The sequence below is a fragment of the Pseudomonas sp. P9_2 genome, assembly GCF_034008255.1.
Taxonomy (GTDB): Bacteria; Pseudomonadota; Gammaproteobacteria; order Pseudomonadales; family Pseudomonadaceae; genus Aquipseudomonas; species Aquipseudomonas synxantha_A.
Genome location: NZ_CP125376.1, coordinates 5,970,051 through 5,987,090 on the forward strand (window position 1 = coordinate 5,970,051; position 17,040 = coordinate 5,987,090).

Annotated in this window: 17 protein-coding genes; 8 read left to right on the forward strand and 9 right to left on the reverse strand. The window is 58.9% G+C overall.

The window, feature by feature from the left end:
- Window positions 1-49: 49 nt before the first annotated feature.
- Entirely contained in the window at window positions 50-331 is a 282-nt protein-coding gene (locus QMK52_RS26185) for a GNAT family N-acetyltransferase (protein WP_005786412.1), read from the reverse strand.
- Between the two features lie 613 nt (window positions 332-944).
- Here QMK52_RS26185 and oprI point away from each other — a divergent pair.
- Entirely contained in the window at window positions 945-1,196 is a 252-nt protein-coding gene (gene oprI, locus QMK52_RS26190) for an outer membrane lipoprotei OprI (protein ID WP_003172710.1), read from the forward strand.
- A 71-nt stretch (window positions 1,197-1,267) separates the two neighbouring features.
- On the opposite strand, the gene QMK52_RS26195 is transcribed toward oprI, so the two are convergent.
- The 3 genes from QMK52_RS26195 to QMK52_RS26205 all read right to left on the reverse strand — a co-directional run bounded on the left by QMK52_RS26195 (window position 1,268) and on the right by QMK52_RS26205 (window position 3,285).
- A complete protein-coding gene (locus QMK52_RS26195) occupies window positions 1,268-2,230 on the reverse strand; it encodes a L,D-transpeptidase family protein (protein ID WP_194440350.1) in 963 nt (320 codons plus the stop codon).
- A 97-nt stretch (window positions 2,231-2,327) separates the two neighbouring features.
- The gene (locus tag QMK52_RS26200; protein ID WP_003189866.1) at window positions 2,328-2,621 is read right to left on the reverse strand and encodes a hypothetical protein; all 294 of its coding nucleotides are present in this window, start codon (window positions 2,619-2,621) and stop codon (window positions 2,328-2,330) included.
- A gap of 58 nt (window positions 2,622-2,679) precedes the next feature.
- Window positions 2,680-3,285, reverse strand: coding sequence for an arylesterase (locus tag QMK52_RS26205; protein WP_005786393.1), 606 nt, complete (start codon window positions 3,283-3,285; stop codon window positions 2,680-2,682).
- 10 nt (window positions 3,286-3,295) lie between these two features.
- On the opposite strand from QMK52_RS26205, the gene QMK52_RS26210 reads away from it, so the two are divergent.
- On the forward strand, window positions 3,296-3,979 hold the full coding sequence (locus QMK52_RS26210; protein WP_005786391.1) for an ABC transporter ATP-binding protein: 684 nt from the start codon (window positions 3,296-3,298) through the stop codon (window positions 3,977-3,979).
- Window positions 3,979-6,489, forward strand: coding sequence for an ABC transporter permease (locus QMK52_RS26215; protein ID WP_194440349.1), 2,511 nt, complete (start codon window positions 3,979-3,981; stop codon window positions 6,487-6,489). The genes QMK52_RS26210 and QMK52_RS26215 overlap by 1 nt, the downstream gene beginning before the upstream one ends.
- 38 nt (window positions 6,490-6,527) lie before the next feature.
- On the opposite strand, the gene greB is transcribed toward QMK52_RS26215, so the two are convergent.
- Window positions 6,528-7,007: a transcription elongation factor GreB gene (greB, locus tag QMK52_RS26220; RefSeq protein ID WP_005786387.1), complete on the reverse strand. Its 480-nt coding sequence runs from the start codon at window positions 7,005-7,007 to the stop codon at window positions 6,528-6,530.
- 112 nt (window positions 7,008-7,119) lie between these two features.
- A complete protein-coding gene (locus QMK52_RS26225) occupies window positions 7,120-8,118 on the reverse strand; it encodes a hypothetical protein (protein WP_005786385.1) in 999 nt (332 codons plus the stop codon).
- Between the two features lie 238 nt (window positions 8,119-8,356).
- Here QMK52_RS26225 and QMK52_RS26230 point away from each other — a divergent pair, with 238 nt between their 5' ends.
- The 3 genes from QMK52_RS26230 to QMK52_RS26240 are packed head-to-tail and all read left to right on the forward strand — an operon-like array spanning window position 8,357 to window position 11,763.
- Entirely contained in the window at window positions 8,357-9,283 is a 927-nt protein-coding gene (locus QMK52_RS26230) for an ABC transporter ATP-binding protein (protein WP_320403653.1), read from the forward strand.
- Window positions 9,280-10,005 (forward strand): ABC transporter permease, encoded by a 726-nt coding sequence (locus tag QMK52_RS26235; protein WP_005786382.1) that lies wholly within the window; start codon window positions 9,280-9,282, stop codon window positions 10,003-10,005. Before QMK52_RS26230 ends, QMK52_RS26235 begins: the two co-directional genes overlap by 4 nt.
- Before the next feature lie 15 nt (window positions 10,006-10,020).
- The gene (locus QMK52_RS26240; protein WP_320403654.1) at window positions 10,021-11,763 is read left to right on the forward strand and encodes a Gldg family protein; all 1,743 of its coding nucleotides are present in this window, start codon (window positions 10,021-10,023) and stop codon (window positions 11,761-11,763) included.
- A gap of 4 nt (window positions 11,764-11,767) precedes the next feature.
- Here QMK52_RS26240 and QMK52_RS26245 read toward each other — a convergent pair whose 3' ends face one another.
- From QMK52_RS26245 to QMK52_RS26255, 3 genes are all read right to left on the reverse strand, one after another.
- Complete coding sequence (locus QMK52_RS26245; protein WP_032803384.1) at window positions 11,768-12,076, reverse strand: hypothetical protein; 309 nt, start codon at window positions 12,074-12,076, stop codon at window positions 11,768-11,770.
- 259 nt (window positions 12,077-12,335) lie between these two features.
- Complete coding sequence (locus QMK52_RS26250; protein ID WP_005786375.1) at window positions 12,336-12,770, reverse strand: DoxX family protein; 435 nt, start codon at window positions 12,768-12,770, stop codon at window positions 12,336-12,338.
- Between the two features lie 104 nt (window positions 12,771-12,874).
- A complete protein-coding gene (locus tag QMK52_RS26255) occupies window positions 12,875-14,296 on the reverse strand; it encodes a transglycosylase SLT domain-containing protein (protein WP_005786373.1) in 1,422 nt (473 codons plus the stop codon).
- 236 nt (window positions 14,297-14,532) lie between these two features.
- Between QMK52_RS26255 and QMK52_RS26260 the strand changes: the two genes are divergently transcribed.
- Window positions 14,533-15,339 (forward strand): TatD family hydrolase, encoded by an 807-nt coding sequence (locus QMK52_RS26260; RefSeq protein WP_320403655.1) that lies wholly within the window; start codon window positions 14,533-14,535, stop codon window positions 15,337-15,339.
- A 96-nt stretch (window positions 15,340-15,435) separates the two neighbouring features.
- A complete protein-coding gene (locus tag QMK52_RS26265) occupies window positions 15,436-16,917 on the forward strand; it encodes a methyl-accepting chemotaxis protein (RefSeq protein ID WP_194440345.1) in 1,482 nt (493 codons plus the stop codon).
- Window positions 16,918-17,040 lie beyond the last annotated feature (123 nt).

Here is a 17,040-nt window from a genome sequence, read left to right on the forward strand (position 1 = left end):
ACACAAAAACGCCGGGCTAAGCCCGGCGTTTTTATTGGCAACTGGTCAGTTACAGCTTTGCGGCATGGCGCTGGTGGCGCTCCATATAGCGCTCGACATAGGAGCACGATGGAATCACGGTGTAGCCAGTCACTTCGGCATACTCCAAGGCTGCCTCGGTCAACGCGGCCGCAATGCCTCGTCCGCGCAGCGCGTTGGGCACGAACGTGCGATAGATATCCAGCGTCTGCTTCCCGAGGTCCATATAGGTCAGATAGGCACGATGACCGTCCACATTGGTCTCGAACTGATGACCAGCCTGGTCATGGTGGATGGACAACGCCTCGCTCATCACTACTCCTCGCGGGTCTTGAATATTGACCCTACCTTACCGATGTTTTTCCGGCGAAGGAACATCTACGCCACCCCGTGCCGGTTTCGACAACGAGAAAACCCTGAGCGCTCACAGCCAGCACGTAGGGAATAGTAGGCACCAATCCTGCAATTGCTCAAGGCGCACTCATCATTCCCTGCCCCGGCCGGATATATAGAAAGGGCCTCGATCAACCGTTGACCGATAGCCTGAACATTGCCGGCAGTTGAAGCTTGAGACGAACTGCCGCTCTTAAAGTCACCTCTACATGCGCAAAAGATGCCAGCCGGAGTAAAGCCGATGGCAACGAAAGTGCCCGCTTCGATATATAAATTTTCATCTGTTTACAAGGCTTAACACATGCGGGCCGGCCCTTTCAGCCTGGATCCAATGTCGGTCGAGATGAAAAAAACTGGACAGTTTTCATACAAACCTTCAAAAGGTTAGCCAAAATAGATTCGGCACAGGAATTTTTTTTGCTTCTTGCGCAACGTCAGTTTACTTACTACAAGTAATGGGTAGTATGTACGCCGGCTATTAGCTCACTCTGAGCAAGTAGCCATCTAATTGAAAGTCCTTGAAGGGGAACACGATGAACAACGTTCTGAAATTCTCTGCTCTGGCTCTGGCCGCAGTTCTGGCTACCGGTTGCAGCAGCGTCTCCAAAGAAACCGAAGCTCGTCTGACTGCAACTGAAGACGCAGCAGCTCGCTCCCAGGCTCGTGCAGACGAAGCCTACCGTAAAGCTGATGAAGCTCTGGCTGCTGCTCAAAAAGCACAACAGACTGCTGACGAAGCTAACGAGCGCGCTCTGCGCATGCTTGAGAAAGCAAGCCGCAAGTAATAATCCTTCGGGGTTGTTATCAAGCCGATCCATTTATGGGTCGGCTTTTTTTTGCCTCGCGCTTGACGCGCCTACAGGTCGACCGGCGTGCTGGAGGCCACCGGCGCCGCGCCCGGCACGCCAATCTCGGTCGGCAAACCATCCTCGGCCGCGACCACATCACGCACCTGGTCCCAGTTCACGCGCAGGTTGTTGGACAGGTCTTCACGCTTGAGCAACGCGTTGATGACCGCCGTGTGCTTGTCGACCACCGAAGGCGTGCCGTCATCGTTCAACGGGGTATGAGCTTCAAGGTAGACCTTGCCACCACTGCTGCCGAACTTGTAGGCGTCGTTGATAATGCGCACCGAGGTGCCCACCGGCACCATGCCGGCCATTTCCAGTACGTTGTTATTGAACATGCGGAAACAGCCGTGGCTGGTACGCGTGCCGATACCAAATTTCATGTTGGAGCCATGGATCAGGTAACCCGGCGTGCCCAGCGTGAACTTGAACGGCCCCAGCGGGTTATCCGGACCGGCAGGCACCACGTTGGGCAGCGGGTCACCGTTGGCGGCGTGCTCGGCCTTGATCGAGGCCGGTGGCGTCCAGGTCGGGTTCGGCGTCTTGGCGATGATACTGGTGTGGGCGATCGGCGAGCCCCAGCCTTCACGGCCAATGCCCAACGGGAAGGTGTAGACGACGTCCTGGCCCTTTGGATAGTAGTAGAGCCGGTACTCGGCCAAGTTGATCACAATGCCTTCCCGTGGCCCCGGCGGCAGGATAAAACGTGTCGGCAGCACAATATCGGTGCCCGCGCCCGGCAGCCAGGCATCGACGCCGGGGTTGGCCGCGACCATTTCCGAGTAGCCCAGGTCGTAGGTGGTGCCCAGGTCGGCAAAGGTATCTTCGTACTTGGCCTTGATGACCTGGACCTGACCGACAATGTCCTCGCCTGGCGGCGGCAGGGGCAACTGCAAGGCTGCCGCCGAACCGGCCGCACAAAGCGCAGCGAGAGACAGGCAGCAGGTGACGACGGAAAGGCGCGACAACATCCGGAAAATCCTTCGCAAGACGACGGGTAGGTTAAAAGCGAGCTACAAGCTTTCAGCCGCTAGCTTACAGCTTATAGCTCGAAGCTTGCAGCTGCTTCTATAACTCGAACCGCAGCTCCGGCCAGATCGGCGGCGTGCCGCGCTTTTGCGATTCGAGAATCGCCCGGCATAACGGGCACAGGCGCTGATCCTGGAAGATCGAGCGATTCACCGACGACCAGCGTGGCTGCGCCGGCAATAAAGTGCCGCAGAGCGTGCGGTCGATCGAGCCGCCCAACTCCAATTGACGCGCCACCAGATGCACCCGCACTTCCTGGCAGGCGAACAGATCCAGCTGCTCGTCCGGCTCGATCAGTTGGTAGTTAAACAGGGACCAGGCAGGGCGCGACATCGGGGGCTCCAGATCAGGGGGGCGCCACCTTAGCCGAAAGCCTGCCGGTAGAAAAGCGTCATAGCAGCGGTTTTAGCGTCGGCCAGACATTTTCCAGCAACTTGCCTTGCGCTGCGACCGCCGGGTGCAGTTGATCAGCCTGCATCAACTCTGGATGACCGCCCACGCCTTCGAGGAAAAACGGTACCAGCGGAACGTTTTTTTCCTTGGCCAACACACCATAGACTTCGGCAAACGCAGTGGTGTATCGCGGCCCGTAATTGGGTGGCAACTGCATACCCAGCAGCAGCACCTTGGCACCGCCAGCCTTGGACTGGTCAATCATCGACGCAAGATTTTGTTTCAATTGCGCCGGCGGTTGCCCGCGCAAGCCATCATTGCCCCCAAGTTCGATAACCACTACGTCAGGCTTATGCTCTGCAAGCGCCGCAGGCAGGCGTGCGAGGCCACCCGCACTGGTGTCGCCACTGAGGGATGCGTTGACCACTTTGTCGTCAAAACCCTCCTGCTTGAGCCGTTGTTCCAGCAGAGCAACCCACCCTTTGCGGGTATCCAGGCCGAAACCGGCACTGATACTATCGCCAACGATCAGGACTGTACCCGCCGCTGCGTTCTGGGCCATGCACATCAAGGCCAGGCCAGCACTCAAAAACCACATTCGCATCGGATTCTCCATGGGCGCAAGCATTCTCACCGCGCGAAACCTTAGCAAAGTGGTTCCCAGCGCGGAAGGTGAACTGACTATCCTGCACGAACTGAGCCTGGAACTGAACAAGGGCGATAGCCTGGCTATCGTCGGCAGCTCCGGTTCCGGCAAATCCACCCTGCTGGGCCTGCTGGCCGGCCTCGACCTGCCCAGCAGCGGCGAAGTCACCCTGGCCGGGCAAGCCTTGAGCACCCTCGACGAAGACCAGCGTGCACGCATCCGTGCCGAACATGTGGGTTTCGTCTTTCAATCCTTCCAACTGCTCGACAGCCTCAATGCACTGGAAAACGTGATGCTGCCGCTGGAACTGGACGGCCGCAAGGACGCCCGCGAACGCGCCCGGCATCTGTTGGAACGCGTGGGCCTGGGCCAGCGCCTGACCCACTCGCCGCGCCAACTGTCCGGTGGCGAGCAGCAACGGGTCGCCATTGCCCGCGCGTTTGCCGCCGAACCGGACGTGCTGTTTGCCGACGAACCCACCGGCAACCTCGACAGCCATACCGGCGAGCGCATCAGCGACCTGCTGTTCGAGCTCAATAAAGAGAGCGGCACGACCCTGGTACTGGTCACCCATGACGAGCGCCTGGCCCACCGTTGCCGACGCCTGATCCGCCTTGAAGCCGGCCTGATGGTCGCGCCCCTGGAGCCTTGATGGCACGTTTGCCGCTGTTGCGCCTGTTCAGCCTTGCCATGCGCCAGTTACTGCGCGACGCCCGCGCAGGTGAACTGCGCGTGCTGTTCTTTGCCCTGCTGGTGGCCGTGGCGGCCAGCACCGCCATCGGCTACTTCGGCGCGCGCCTCAACGGCGCCATGCTGTTGCGTGCCACCGAGTTCCTCGGCGCCGACCTGGTGCTCGAAGGCAGCTCACCTGCCCGCCCCGAGCAAATCAGGTCCGGGGCCGAACTGGGCCTGGATCACGCCCGCATCGTGGAGTTCTCCAGCGTTATCGCCACGGACAATGGCATTCAGCTTTCCAGTATCAAGGCGGTCAACGAGCAGTACCCCTTGCGCGGCGAGTTGAAAAGCAGCACCGAGCCCTTCGGTACGCAAACGCCGGGCGGCGGCCCCAAACCCGGTGAAGCCTGGGTGGAAGCAAGGCTGCTGACCGCGCTGGACCTGAAAATCGGCGACAGCATCGATGTCGGCATGAAGACCCTGCGCCTGGCGCGTATCCTGACGTATGAGCCCGACCGGGCCGGCAACTTCTACAGCCTCACGCCCAGGGTGATGATCAACCTGACCGACCTGGACGCCACCGGTGTAGTCCAGCCAGGCAGCCGTGTGAGTTACCGCGAACTGTGGCGTGCCCCGCAAGGCAGCACGGCGCTGCAAACCTATCGCGACCTGATCAAGCCGGGCCTCGCTGCGAACCAGCGACTGCAGGATTCGCGCGATGGCAACCAGCAGATCGGCGGCGCCCTGGGCAAGGCCGAGCGCTACCTGAACATGGCCAGCCTGGTGGCGGTGCTGCTGGCCGGCGTGGCCGTGGCACTGTCGGCCAACCGCTTCGCCAGTCGTCGTTTCGATGCCAGCGCGTTGTTGCGCTGCCTGGGATTGTCACGACGTGAAGCCATGTTGCTGTTCAGCCTGCAACTGAGCGTACTGGGCTTGCTGGCAAGCCTGGTCGGCGCCCTGCTCGGCTGGCTGGCGCAATTTGGATTGTTCTATTTCCTGCACGACCTGCTGCCCGCCGATGTGCCGCCGGGCGGATTGCTGCCGGCCGTCGCGGGGATCGGCACCGGGCTGGTCGCCCTCGCAGGCTTCGCCCTCCCACCATTGGCGGCGCTGGGGCGCGTACCGCCGCTGCGGGTATTGCGCCGCGATTTGCTGCCCATCCCCTCAAGCACCTGGATGGTCTACGGCGCGGCGCTGTTTGCCTTGGGCCTGATCATGTGGCGCCTGAGCCTGGACCTGGTATTGACCTTCGCTTTGCTGGGCGGCGGCGTGGTCGCGGCATTGATCCTTGGCGGCTTGTTGCTGCTGATGTTGCAAAGCCTGCGACGCCTATTGGCTCGCGCCTCCTTGCCCTGGCGCCTGGGCCTGGGCCAATTGCTGCGCCACCCGCTGGCGGCGGCAGGCCAATCCCTGGCCTTTGGCCTGATTCTGCTGTCCATGGGATTGATCGCGCTGTTGCGGGGCGAATTGCTCGACACCTGGCAAAATCAACTGCCCAAAGACGCGCCCAACTATTTCGCATTGAATATCCTGCCGGCCGACAAGGACGCCTTTGGCGCCCGCCTCCTGGAAGTACAAGCGCAAGCGGCACCGTTGTATCCGGTAGTGCCGGGGCGATTGATCAGCATCAACGGCGAACCCGTGCAAGAGATTGTCAGCAAGGACTCCAGTGGCGACCGTGCCATTCAACGCGACCTGAGCCTGACCTGGGCTGCCGATTTGCCTCCGGGTAACGCCCTGACGGCGGGCGCCTGGTGGTCGGCGCAACCAAGCGATGAGATTCCTGGCGTGTCGGTGGAAGCCAAGGTGGCCGAGAGCCTGAAACTCAAGCTCAACGACCATTTGCTGTTCACCATCGGCGGGGAAAACCGCGAGGCACGGGTCACCAGCCTGCGGACCATCAACTGGGATAATTTCCAGCCTAACTTCTTCATGATCTTCCAGCCCGGCACCTTGAAAGACTTACCCGCGACCTACCTGACCAGCTTCTACCTGGCACCCGGTCACGACCAACAGATCGTCGATCTTTCACGGGCCTTCCCGGCTGTCACTATCCTGCAGGTCGAGGCGTTGCTGGAGCAGTTGCGCAGCATCCTCGCCCAAGTGACCCTGGCGGTGGAGTACGTGCTGTTGTTTGTGTTGGCGGCGGGGATGGCGGTGTTGTTCTCCGGCTTGCAGGCCACTCTGGACGAACGCATCCGCCAGGGAGCCTTGCTGCGAGCCCTGGGTGCCGAGCGCAAATTGCTGATCAAGGCGCGACGCATCGAGTTCGGCCTGCTGGGTGCCGTCAGTGGCCTGCTTGCGGCATTGGGCACCGAACTGGTGACGTGGGTGCTGTACCGCTACGCCTTTGACCTGGCGTGGCATCCCCACCCGTGGCTGCTACTGCTACCCGTGATCGGGGCCGTGCTGATCGGCGCTGCCGGGGTATTCGGCACGCGTCGCGCACTGAATGCCAGCCCGCTGACCGTATTGCGCGAAGGCTGAGACCTGGCTGGCCCGTGCTCGGTTCAAAGCACGGGCCATTATGCCTGCTTCACATATTCAATCTTGGTGATCCACCAGCACACCTCGCCGCCTGGGGTGTGCACGATTGCCTCATCGTCCACCTCCTTGCGCAGCAGGGCCCGTGCCATGGGTGAGTCGATGGAGATGTAATCCATTCGGTCATAAATCTCGTCATAACCCACGATACGAAAACGCTTGGTGTCACCCTGTTCGTTTTCGATTTCGACCCATGCGCCGAAAAACACCTTGCCCTCCTGCTCGGGCATGTATTCCACCACGCGCATATCTTCCAGGCGTTTACGCAGGTAGCGCACCCGCCGGTCGATCTCCCGCAGCAGTTTCTTGTTGTACTGGTAGTCCGCGTTTTCACTGCGATCGCCCAGCGAGGCCGCCCAAGTCACTTTGCGCGTGGTGTCCGGACGCTTTTCCCGCCACAGGTAATCCAACTCTTTTTTAAGCGCTTCATGGCCTTCTTTGGTAATCAGCTTGGTACTCAAACGCTTGCATCCCCAGGCAGTGTCCAATGGTGCCAAATACGCCAGGCATCATGCCCAGGCGTTGGCTGGCTGGGGGTGATGATAAATGAACCTGGGCGGCGAGCCCATCGGCTTATCCCTGGCCATCCAGGACCTGGTCCAGGCCAAAGAGCGTCCCGTGCAGATGCTGGCGCACTCCTGACAACTGCGACATCATCATCGCCAGCTTTTCCGCCTTTTGGTTGACCTCTGATTGCTGATCCTGCAGTTGAGCATGACGCTGCTCCAGCTCTTGGTGTTTTTCGTCCAATTGGCTTTGCTGCTCTTGCAGCCGTATCTGCCAGTGCTCAAGTTGCTCTTCCTTTTCGAGGACAGCGCGTTTTTTTTGCGTCAGCTCCTGGGCGACCTTGGCGAGATTGCTCAGGGTGCTGTCCATCTCAAGCAAAGACTCTTGCTCCAGCGGCGCAGGCTCCTCAAACGGTGGGACTTCAGGCTGTTCAACCTGAAAAGGCACCTTAACTGCCTCAGCGGGCGCCTCCGGCATCTGCACAAACGATGGCACCGGTTCTTCCACGATATCTTCCACCACAGGCTGTGGCGCAATCCTGGGTGGGGTTGGGTTGCGTGGCGGTGCAACCATTTGCGATGAGAAGCGGATCGACGGCACGATCACCGTACTACTTTCGATGGCAGGCAGCGCAGGGGCTGACATACCCAGGGTAATCACCTTCATCACCAACGCTTTCTTGATGATCACTGAGTGGTGATCCTCGGGTCGGGCAGGCGGCAACCTGCACCCCTTCAGGTCAATGAAATGGAACGGAACCTGGGGCTCGGCAGCCGGTATCGCCTTGGAGCCTGGTGCCGCCGCCAGCGTCAGAACCTGCTTGAAGACCTGCATCGCCACCTGCAAATCCTCCTTCGAATCAACGCCGCCCAGGAAGTAGCGTTCAAGCTTTTTACGCAGAACCGCGATGTAGACCCTGGAATGACCAGGTTCGGCTTCTTCATCGAGGCTATACACAAGAAAGTTCGAAGCCGTTTGGGCGACAGCAAACCCACAGAGCAACGCACCGTTTACAGGTGCCTGCGCATCGCTGCGCTCAAGAACAAGAGTACGTAGAAGCATCATGGCGATCAGGCCTCGTTACAAAAGAGAAAACCTTATATAAACATCAGATAAACATCCGAACATTAATAAGCCCTCCAAACAAAACAATTGTTTCAGCGAATTATCGAGCCGAACGTAGGATTCTTCTTATAAGTCGCGCCGTGCGTTCCCAACCACAACTAATGAACGTACTCTTTTTAAGGCCCTTCCCTATAAAGCGCCGCTTCGCACACGCCCCGAACACTTATTCGGTAACGACATGATCGAGATAAGCAACTTAACAAAACAGCTGGGCAGAACAAGCGCAATTACCAATATTTCCTTCAGTGCGCAGCATCAGGAATGCGTGGGCCTGTTGGGAGAAAGTGGCGCAGGGAAAACGACCTTATTGAACTTGATCGCCGGTACGATCAAACCGACTTCTGGGCAAATCAATATTCTGGGGTTCAATACCCAAACTCATTCACTTCAAGCCAAAAAAGCCATTGGCTATCAACTTCAGGGCGGACTCACCCACCATAGAATGTCGGTCAAAAACATGCTTGATTTTATTGCGGCCATTCGTGGTTTGAGGGGCCTGGAAAAGCGTAGCCAGGTAGAGCAGGTAGCCGCACGGCTGGACCTGATGCCCGTGCTCGACTGCCCCGCCGACATACTGTCCCCTGATTTGAAGCGCAGGGTTGCATTGGCCCAGGCTTTAGTCCACTCCCCAAGCCTGCTCCTGCTCGATGAACCCACGCAAGGGCTATGCCCTGATCAACGGCTCAAGTTCAGCGCACTTATCAAGTCCCTGACCGAGGACATGACGGTCATTATCGCCTCCCGCCAGTACCACGAACTGACGGACATGTGCACCCGCGCCCTGGTCATCGCCGGTGGCCGCCTGGCCGCCGATGCTTCGCTGGCGGATCTGCAGCGCAGTTCCCGGCATTTCCAGGCGGTGACCCTGGCATCAGACAGCCCGTTGGATTTACTCGCACTTGCCGTATTACCCGGCGTCGCGGGCATCGAGGAGGACCGACATGCACAGGGCAAGGTGACTGTCCTGGCCATGCCCGGGCACTCCATCTTCCCCTCGATTAACGCGCTTATCGCACATCGCGGCTGGAACATAACGTCTTTGAGCCTGGAGCCGGGTCGCCTGGGCGATGTCGTTCACCATCTGAGCCAGGAGATACCTGCTTGAGACTGCTACCTGTTATTTTCAAGCGTCAACTCGCCAGTTATGCCTGCTCACCAAGCACTTACCTGAGTGTGGCGGTTTTCCTCGTGCTGTGTGCGACATTGGGATTGGACACCCAGCACTGGATGGAGCGAAACAGCAGCGATTTGCAGGTTTTCTTCGAACTGCACCCCTGGCTCTATCTATTGTTGGTCCCCATTTTATCGACGCAGTTGTGGTCGGATGAATACAACAGCAGCTTTTGCGACACGCTGAAATCCTTGCCTGTCACCGCCACTGAACAGGTGGTCGGAAAATTCATCGCAGGCTGGACCGTCTGCGCCATTGCCTTAATGTTTAATTTCCCTTTGGTGATCGCGGCCAACTATCTGGGCACACCGGATAATGCCGTTATCGCGTCACAATTCCTGGCCAGTTGGTTGCTGGCCGGAAGTTATCTCTCGGTGGGCTGCTTCATCTGTGTACTTGCCAAGCAACGCATCATTATTTTCCTGCTCACACTGGGCTTATTGCTGATTGCCAGCGCGCTTTCCTCAATGCTGGATGCACTTGATAGCCAGACACCCATTTGGATTATCGACAGCCTGATGTCCCTTGACCCTATTGCTCGCTTTAGCACGATGGATAATGGCAAACTGACACTGCATGACGGCTTTTACTTTATAAGTATGATCCTGGCTTTTCTCTTTGCGACGACCATCACACTCAACTACAAGAACAGCTGAGAAGGAAAGCCACTGATGGGATCCGCTCTTCGTGCGGGTATGACCTTACTTGTCATATCGCTACTGTTTCTGGCATTCAATCTGGTCTGGGTACCGAAAATACCCAATATCCGCTGGGACTTTTCACACACACAAATCCATACCTTATCGTCATCAACGCGCCAACTGCTGACAACACTTGAAAACCCATTGGACCTGTATTACTTCAATGCCATCAATGCCCCTCAACGGAGCCAGGCAGTGAGTCGTTACGGCCGTCGCGTTGAAGACATGCTCAAGGAAGTCGAAAAGGCGGCCAACGGCATGATCAATCTACATGTCATCAATCCAACGCCTTTTTCAGAAGACGCTTACAAAGCTGGTTTGTTTGGCCTAGATGACACGCAAGGTTTCCTAGGCCTCATTGGCACCCGTGCCGGCCATAGCGCGCAACGCATTGACCTGTTCAGTCCCGAGCATGAGTCATTGCTTGAATATGAAATCAGCCACCTGCTCCACAAACTCATGCACCCTGAACGTCCCACTATCGGCCTGCTGTCGGGACTGGCGCTACACGAACCTGCCGGCGAACTACTGGAGCAGATGCGCGAACAATTCAACGTGGTGGAACTGGCATCGACCATCGCTCAAGTGCCGTCATCGATAAGTACATTGATGGTCGTACAGCCCGGCGCCCTGCCCGAGCAGGCTCTGTATGCCATTGAGCAAGCGGTAATGAGAGGCGCAAGGCTGATGACCTTTATCGACCCGGTGAGCGAGATAGCTGCGCAAGCCATATCGACCAACGCCAGGCTGGATGCACTGCTCACTGCATGGGGTATACAAATGCCAGCGGACAAGCTGTTGGTCGATAATATTTACGCCTCATCGGCTACGCCCGGCCCCGGAATGCCAAAGGTACTGCACCCGGCCAGGCTGGAACTTCCACGCCAGGCAATGAACCCGACAGACCTGAGCACCTGGAACCTGGATGCCGTGACCGTGTCCAGCAGCGGCGCACTCTCCCTGTCCAACAAAAATCGTACGCTGCTGACCCCCTTGCTACAGAGCTCCCGGCAGTCCGTGCTGCTGGATGCAGGGCGCTTTGCTTCTGCGACCACGTTCGACTCACTCATCGATGAAACCGCCACGACAGGAGAGCGCCACGTGATTGCCGCCCGCGTTGAGGGCCCCGCTTATTCGGTGTTTCCCGACGGCCTCAAGGGCCAGCCACCGGGGATGCAACATGCCGAGCAGATCCAGGTGGTGGTCGTGGCCGACACTGATGTGCTCGCGTACGCTGTCAGCAACGCTCAGCCCAACGGCAACGCGCAATTTGTATTGAATACCCTGGATAACCTGGCGGTTCCGGAGATACTCAGGCGCATCCGACCTCGCGTCATCACCCAGCCACTGCACAGGCTCGAACACATGAGCGAAAAAGCCGCACAGGCTTATCGCAAAAGTGCGGTTGAACTGGAGCGACGGCACGAGCACACAGAGCAAGCATGGCAAAGGCTGAATCCAGGGCACGCACGCCTGGTCACACAGGCCGTGGATACCAACACCCAGTTGCAGGCACTCAACAGGGAGCGCCTGCAATTGCCCATCGAGTTGCATACACTCAAAGCCCAGGCATACGCGCCCTTGCAGCGTTTCGAGCGATACCTTAAAGGGCTGATGATCGCCACGATGCCGTTATTGTTATGCCTAATTGCCTGGGGACTTGCCCTCCACCAGCGTCGACGCCGATCAGCCGCGCCAGCGGTCTATGACTGACGGCTCAACGCCGCGCAATCAACCCCTGGCGGGCAATACGGGTCAGTTGGTGGATCACTTCATGGGCGTCGCCGGCATTGGGCGCCTGGATCACTGCAAGGTCGAAACTATTGCTGGCAAAACGAGCCAGGGATTCGCCGTCCTCGACAAACTGGATCAGGAACGCCGAGGGCCTACCGCCACGGCGTGGCCAGCCGTCCAGATAACGCAGGAGCGTCGGCTGGTGTTTACCACCCAGGAGGATTTTCGGATTGCGTTGAGTCAGGTCCGCGGTAATCGGGGCCAAGCGTATGAGAGGGCGTGGTGCATTCATCGTGTCGTGTCTCTGCCTCAAAAGTCTGCGGGCAGGTGAGAGGCAACACCGAACCAGCGCTTTAGCGGTATTTCGAAGAGCGCCCTGGGAGAGGATACGGACTTCTGTCGGGCTGCATTGAGTCCCAGTGGCGCCCCGCAATTAGCTGTTTAAATCGGCGCATGAGCAGCATCCTAGAGAAGCCGGTGGGGCAGTGTCAAGAATCCCGAGCAACGAAAAGGCCCGCAGATGCGGGCCTTTTCCGGGACATGCAAACAGATCAGTCAGTGATGGCGCGATCAACCGACAGTTTGCCGGCACCTTCGAGCAACACCGCCAGCGCCCCGCCGAGCAAAGCCAGAGCAAACTCATAACCGTTATTGGCCATGAACAAGCCGTTATGGATATGCACCGAGAAGATTGCCACCAGCGTGAGGAAGGTCAGGCCCAATGCCGCCGGGCGAGCGAGCAAACCAATGATCAGGGCCAGGCCGGCAAAAAACTCGGTACCACCCGACAACACTGCCATCAGGGTACCCGGCGTCAGGCCGAGGCTTTCCATGAATTGGGCAGTACCCGCCAGGCCGCCGCCGCCAAACCAGCCGAACAGTTTTTGCGAACCGTGAGCGGCAAAGATGATGCCGACGAAGATGCGCAGGACAGTCAGGCCGTAACCGGCGCGGGTAGACAGGACGCGTGTAATCATTGGGCTCATTTAAGTAAATCCTTTTCCAGGTAGGGGTTGGTTGGCCGCTATATTAATCAGTTTAAGCAATGATAAAAGCGCAAATATTGCCTAATTAATATCGATAAAGTTGATTATTTTCGTGAGACCATTTTTGCTGCAGGCGGCTCCAGGGACTCTCGCTCCCGGTCGAACGCCAAGTAATACTTGTTGACGCTATTAACATAGCTGACGCCGCCCATCCCCACCTGCTCCATGGCGATGCGTTCAACCTGGAAGAACCATTGATTGGGGTTCAGCCCGCGGCGCCTGGCCTCGGTGCGCATCCCCTGGACCCGCTCCGGGCCCATGTTGTAGGCCGCCAGCACAAAAGCCATGCGCTCGCGCTCGTTGAGCTTGGGGCTGGAGAAAAATTTACGCCGGATCAACGCCAGGTAACGTGCGCCAGCTTGCACATTGCTATCGAGACTCTCGATGTTGTTGACCCCCACCCGCTGCGCCGCCGAAGGCGTGATTTGCATCAGGCCGGTCGGGCCGCCGCTATTGCGTGCGCCTGGGTCCAGGGAGGACTCCTTGAACGCCAACGCCGCCAGGTTCAGCCAGTCCATCCCTTGCTCGCGCGCATGTTTTTGCAGGACCGGGCGCAGTTTTTCCAGACGCTGACGGTCGGCGCGCGCCAGCGGGTTGCGCACCTGATAGAGGCGTCGGTAGATACGCTGGAACGCCACGTCCTGATCGGCAGGGGTTCGATAGGTCTTGAGAAATCGGTCAATGCTGGCGCGCAGCATCGAAGCGTCCTGGCGCACGAACCAGAACTCGTCACCCGGTTCGCTGATTACCACCTGCTTGTCAAAGCGCAGCTTGGGCAGGATTTTCGACCAGCGTTCGGCAATCGGTTTTTCAACGATCGTCAGGTGAAAAATCCCGGCCTGCACCATCTCCAGTACATCCTCTACCGCCAGGCTAGGGTCAACCCACTCCACCTTCACCGGCGCTCGTTTGTGCAGCGCCAGTTTCTGATTGACCTGACTGATGGCATCCGCCGCCGCACTGCCGGTGGTCAGCGTCAGCGTGCGACCAGACAGTTGCTCCAACTTGGTAAACCGTCGCTCACCCTTGACGCCAACCAGCCACAACGGCACATCGCTGACAATCGGCTCGCTGGCGCTGATCTTGTGTACGGCCTTCACATCCAGCAACTCGCCGGGCGCCACCAGGTCACCTTCGCCACGGGCCAACGCGCCGAGTAACTGGTCCTTGGCCTTGGGGATGATCTTGAGGTTGATTTCCTGGCCATCGCGGGCGTGACCGTTGAGGTACTGTTCGAAGGCGCGCAACCGATGGTATTCGACGCCGATGGCCTGGCCCTGCACTTCACCGGAGCTGTTGCGGCTCTGGTTGACCAGTACGCGCAGGGTGCGACTGGAGCGAATTTGCGCCAAGTCACGCACCTTGCCAGGCTTGGTGACTTCCAACGGCCCGTCCAGACGTGCGACCGCCGCCATGGGCAGTAGCAACGTCAGGCACAACACAAGCAACGCCGAGGGTCGGATCATCCGCTCTCCGGAAAGAATACTGGCCAGCGCCTTCGCGAATAACAAAGTGCTGGAGGTCAGAAACAGAGCGCTCTATGCGCTGGCAAGGCGCGCAACGGCGACACAGTGACAGGCAACTGGCCAACCACAATGTCGCTTGCGACGTTCAAAGACAGCGATAACGCGTTGTAGTTCTTGGTTTTTCTTATAAATCTACAGCTCTGATATGCTTTCCGGCCGCAGGCGGAGATAGCACCATGCAACTCATTGATATCGGCGTCAACCTGACCAACCCCAGTTTCGACGAGAGGCACCAGGCTGTCCTCGAACGCGCCTACGCCGCTGGCGTGCAGCAATTGGTGCTCACCGGCACCAGCATCGAGGGCAGTGAACAGGCCCTGGAGCTGTGTGCAAAACTTGATGAAAGCGGCCAGCGCTTGTTCAGTACCGCTGGCATCCACCCTCACTCCGCCAGCGACTGGAACGGCGACAGTGCACAGCGCCTGCGTAGCCTGTTGGGAGACAGTCGGGTGCGTGCCGTGGGCGAGTGCGGGCTGGATTTCAACCGCGACTTCTCCCCTCGCCCCCAGCAGGAAAAAGTCCTCGAACACCACCTGGCCCTGGCCGTCGAGCTGAAACTGCCGGTGTTTCTCCACGAGCGCGACGCCAACCAGCGCCTGCTGGAGATCCTCAAAGATTACCGCGACCACCTGCCCGCCGCCGTGGTGCACTGCTTCACCGGTGAAAAAACAGCGCTGTTCAGCTACCTGGACCTGGACTTGCATATCGGCATCACCGGCTGGATCTGCGACGAACGCCGTGGGACGCACCTGCATCCGCTGGTCAGGGAAATTCCCAGGGGCCGCCTGATGCTGGAAAGCGACGCGCCGTACCTGCTGCCGCGCACCCTGCGCCCCAAACCAAAAAACGGTCGCAATGAACCGGCGTACTTGCCCGAAGTCCTGCGCGAAGTGGCCTTGCACCGTCATGAAACCCTCGAAGACCTGGCATTGCACAGCACCGCCTGCGCCCGCCGTTTTTTCGGCTTGCCTGATGTGGATTAATGCCGTGCATTGACGCATGTCAAAAACGTTTTTCTGAGTAGCGGCACAATAATGGCACCTTGCCAATACTGTTTCCGCTATCAGAGAAAACCTTCCATGGGTGCCTGGCTTAGCAATATCTCGCTCAAGTACAAATTCTGGGCCGTCAACGCGGTCGCCTTCATTACCACCCTGCTGCTGGTGCTGTACGCGGTACAGCTTGAGCAACAGGCACGCAGCCAGGCATCCCAGGCTTCGGCCCAGGCTCAGGGGCGGTTGCTCAACGCCTGGCCAGCCGACAAAGCCCTGCCCACCGGCGAGCAATGGCTGGCCTATGCCCAGGGGCAAACCCCACAATTGGGCGAACAGGCTCTTCCAGCCTTGAGTACTGCCAGCGGCTGGGTCGAACTCAATCACATGCCGCTGTTGGGCAAAAACCCACTGATAGGCGCCGAGGTGATCGATCGCGTTGACGGTCAACACGTCGCCGTCCTCGCCTACGCACCCAGCCTTGGCCAAGTGTTCAGCGAGCGCTTCGCCAACTATGCCGTCGCCGTGGCAATCCTGATGCTGGCCATGCTCGGCGCCTCACAGCTGTTGATCCGCTTCTTGCTCAGCCAACTCAACACCCTCAAGGACGTGATGCTGCACGTCGAGAAAACCGGCGACCTGTCGGCACGCGTGCCCTTGGCCTGCAAGGACGAAGTCGGCCAGATGGCCAGTGCATTCAACGCCATGCAGGCCGGTTACCAGCGCGTGGTCAACACCGTGGCACGCACCGCCCGGCAACTGGATGACGGTGCCGCACGCCTGGCCAGCAGCATGAACGAGGTGCAGCACGGTATGCTCGGCCAGCAGAGCGAAACCGACCAGGCCGCCACTGCCATCAATGAGATGACCGCCACCGTCCACCATATCGCCCAGCACGCCGGCGCTACCCGCGACCTGTCCCAGACCGCCGACACCCTCGCCGGCAGCGGCCAGGAGGTGGTCACCCGCGTACAGCGTTCAATTGCCGGGCTGTCCAACGGCGTGCAGCAGACCGCCGAAATGATCCAGAAACTGGCCCAGGACAGCCAACAGATCAACGGCGTGGTCGGGGTGATCCACAGCATCGCCGAACAGACCAACCTGCTCGCCCTCAACGCCGCCATCGAAGCCGCCCGCGCCGGGGAAATGGGCCGAGGTTTCGCGGTGGTTGCCGACGAAGTACGCAACCTGGCCAAGCGCGTGCAAAGCTCCACCGACGAAATCACCCGCATGGTCTCGGCATTGCAAGCCGGTACTCGCGATGCGGTGGACTTTATGCAGGAAAGCTCATTCAAGGCCGACGACTGCGTACAACAAGCCCAGGAAGCTGGCGCCGCACTGGCGCAAATCACCGGTGCCGTGGCGCAGATGCGCGAGAGCAATACTCAGATCGCCGTCGCCGCCGAACAGCAAAGCCATGTGGCCGAAGAGATGAACCGCGCCGTGGTGAGTATTCGCGATGTCACCGAAAACACCGTACAGCAGACCATGTCGTCGGCAACCACCAGCAATGAACTGGCGACGTTGGCGGGTGAGTTGAGCAAGGCGATTGGGCAGTTGAAGCTGTAAGACTGTTCTACCTGTAATCCGATTCCTACCGCCAAGCCTCGGTTTACCTGAAGTTTAGGCGAAACTTCCTCGCCATCCCCGCGAATAACGCCGACTTCTTTTACCCAGGAACCGCTGCAAAGT

Coding starts and splice junctions, on each gene's coding strand:
- QMK52_RS26230 (WP_320403653.1), top strand. CDS start 8,357: ATGATCGAGATAAGCAACTTAACAAAACAGCTGGGCAGAACAAGCGCA.
- QMK52_RS26185 (WP_005786412.1), bottom strand. CDS start 331: ATGAGCGAGGCGTTGTCCATCCACCATGACCAGGCTGGTCATCAGTTC.
- oprI (WP_003172710.1), top strand. CDS start 945: ATGAACAACGTTCTGAAATTCTCTGCTCTGGCTCTGGCCGCAGTTCTG.
- QMK52_RS26260 (WP_320403655.1), top strand. CDS start 14,533: ATGCAACTCATTGATATCGGCGTCAACCTGACCAACCCCAGTTTCGAC.
- QMK52_RS26205 (WP_005786393.1), bottom strand. CDS start 3,285: ATGCGAATGTGGTTTTTGAGTGCTGGCCTGGCCTTGATGTGCATGGCC.
- QMK52_RS26215 (WP_194440349.1), top strand. CDS start 3,979: ATGGCACGTTTGCCGCTGTTGCGCCTGTTCAGCCTTGCCATGCGCCAG.
- QMK52_RS26265 (WP_194440345.1), top strand. CDS start 15,436: ATGGGTGCCTGGCTTAGCAATATCTCGCTCAAGTACAAATTCTGGGCC.
- QMK52_RS26255 (WP_005786373.1), bottom strand. CDS start 14,296: ATGATCCGACCCTCGGCGTTGCTTGTGTTGTGCCTGACGTTGCTACTG.
- QMK52_RS26200 (WP_003189866.1), bottom strand. CDS start 2,621: ATGTCGCGCCCTGCCTGGTCCCTGTTTAACTACCAACTGATCGAGCCG.
- QMK52_RS26245 (WP_032803384.1), bottom strand. CDS start 12,076: ATGAATGCACCACGCCCTCTCATACGCTTGGCCCCGATTACCGCGGAC.
- QMK52_RS26225 (WP_005786385.1), bottom strand. CDS start 8,118: ATGATGCTTCTACGTACTCTTGTTCTTGAGCGCAGCGATGCGCAGGCA.
- QMK52_RS26210 (WP_005786391.1), top strand. CDS start 3,296: ATGGGCGCAAGCATTCTCACCGCGCGAAACCTTAGCAAAGTGGTTCCC.
- QMK52_RS26240 (WP_320403654.1), top strand. CDS start 10,021: ATGGGATCCGCTCTTCGTGCGGGTATGACCTTACTTGTCATATCGCTA.
- QMK52_RS26250 (WP_005786375.1), bottom strand. CDS start 12,770: ATGAGCCCAATGATTACACGCGTCCTGTCTACCCGCGCCGGTTACGGC.
- QMK52_RS26195 (WP_194440350.1), bottom strand. CDS start 2,230: ATGTTGTCGCGCCTTTCCGTCGTCACCTGCTGCCTGTCTCTCGCTGCG.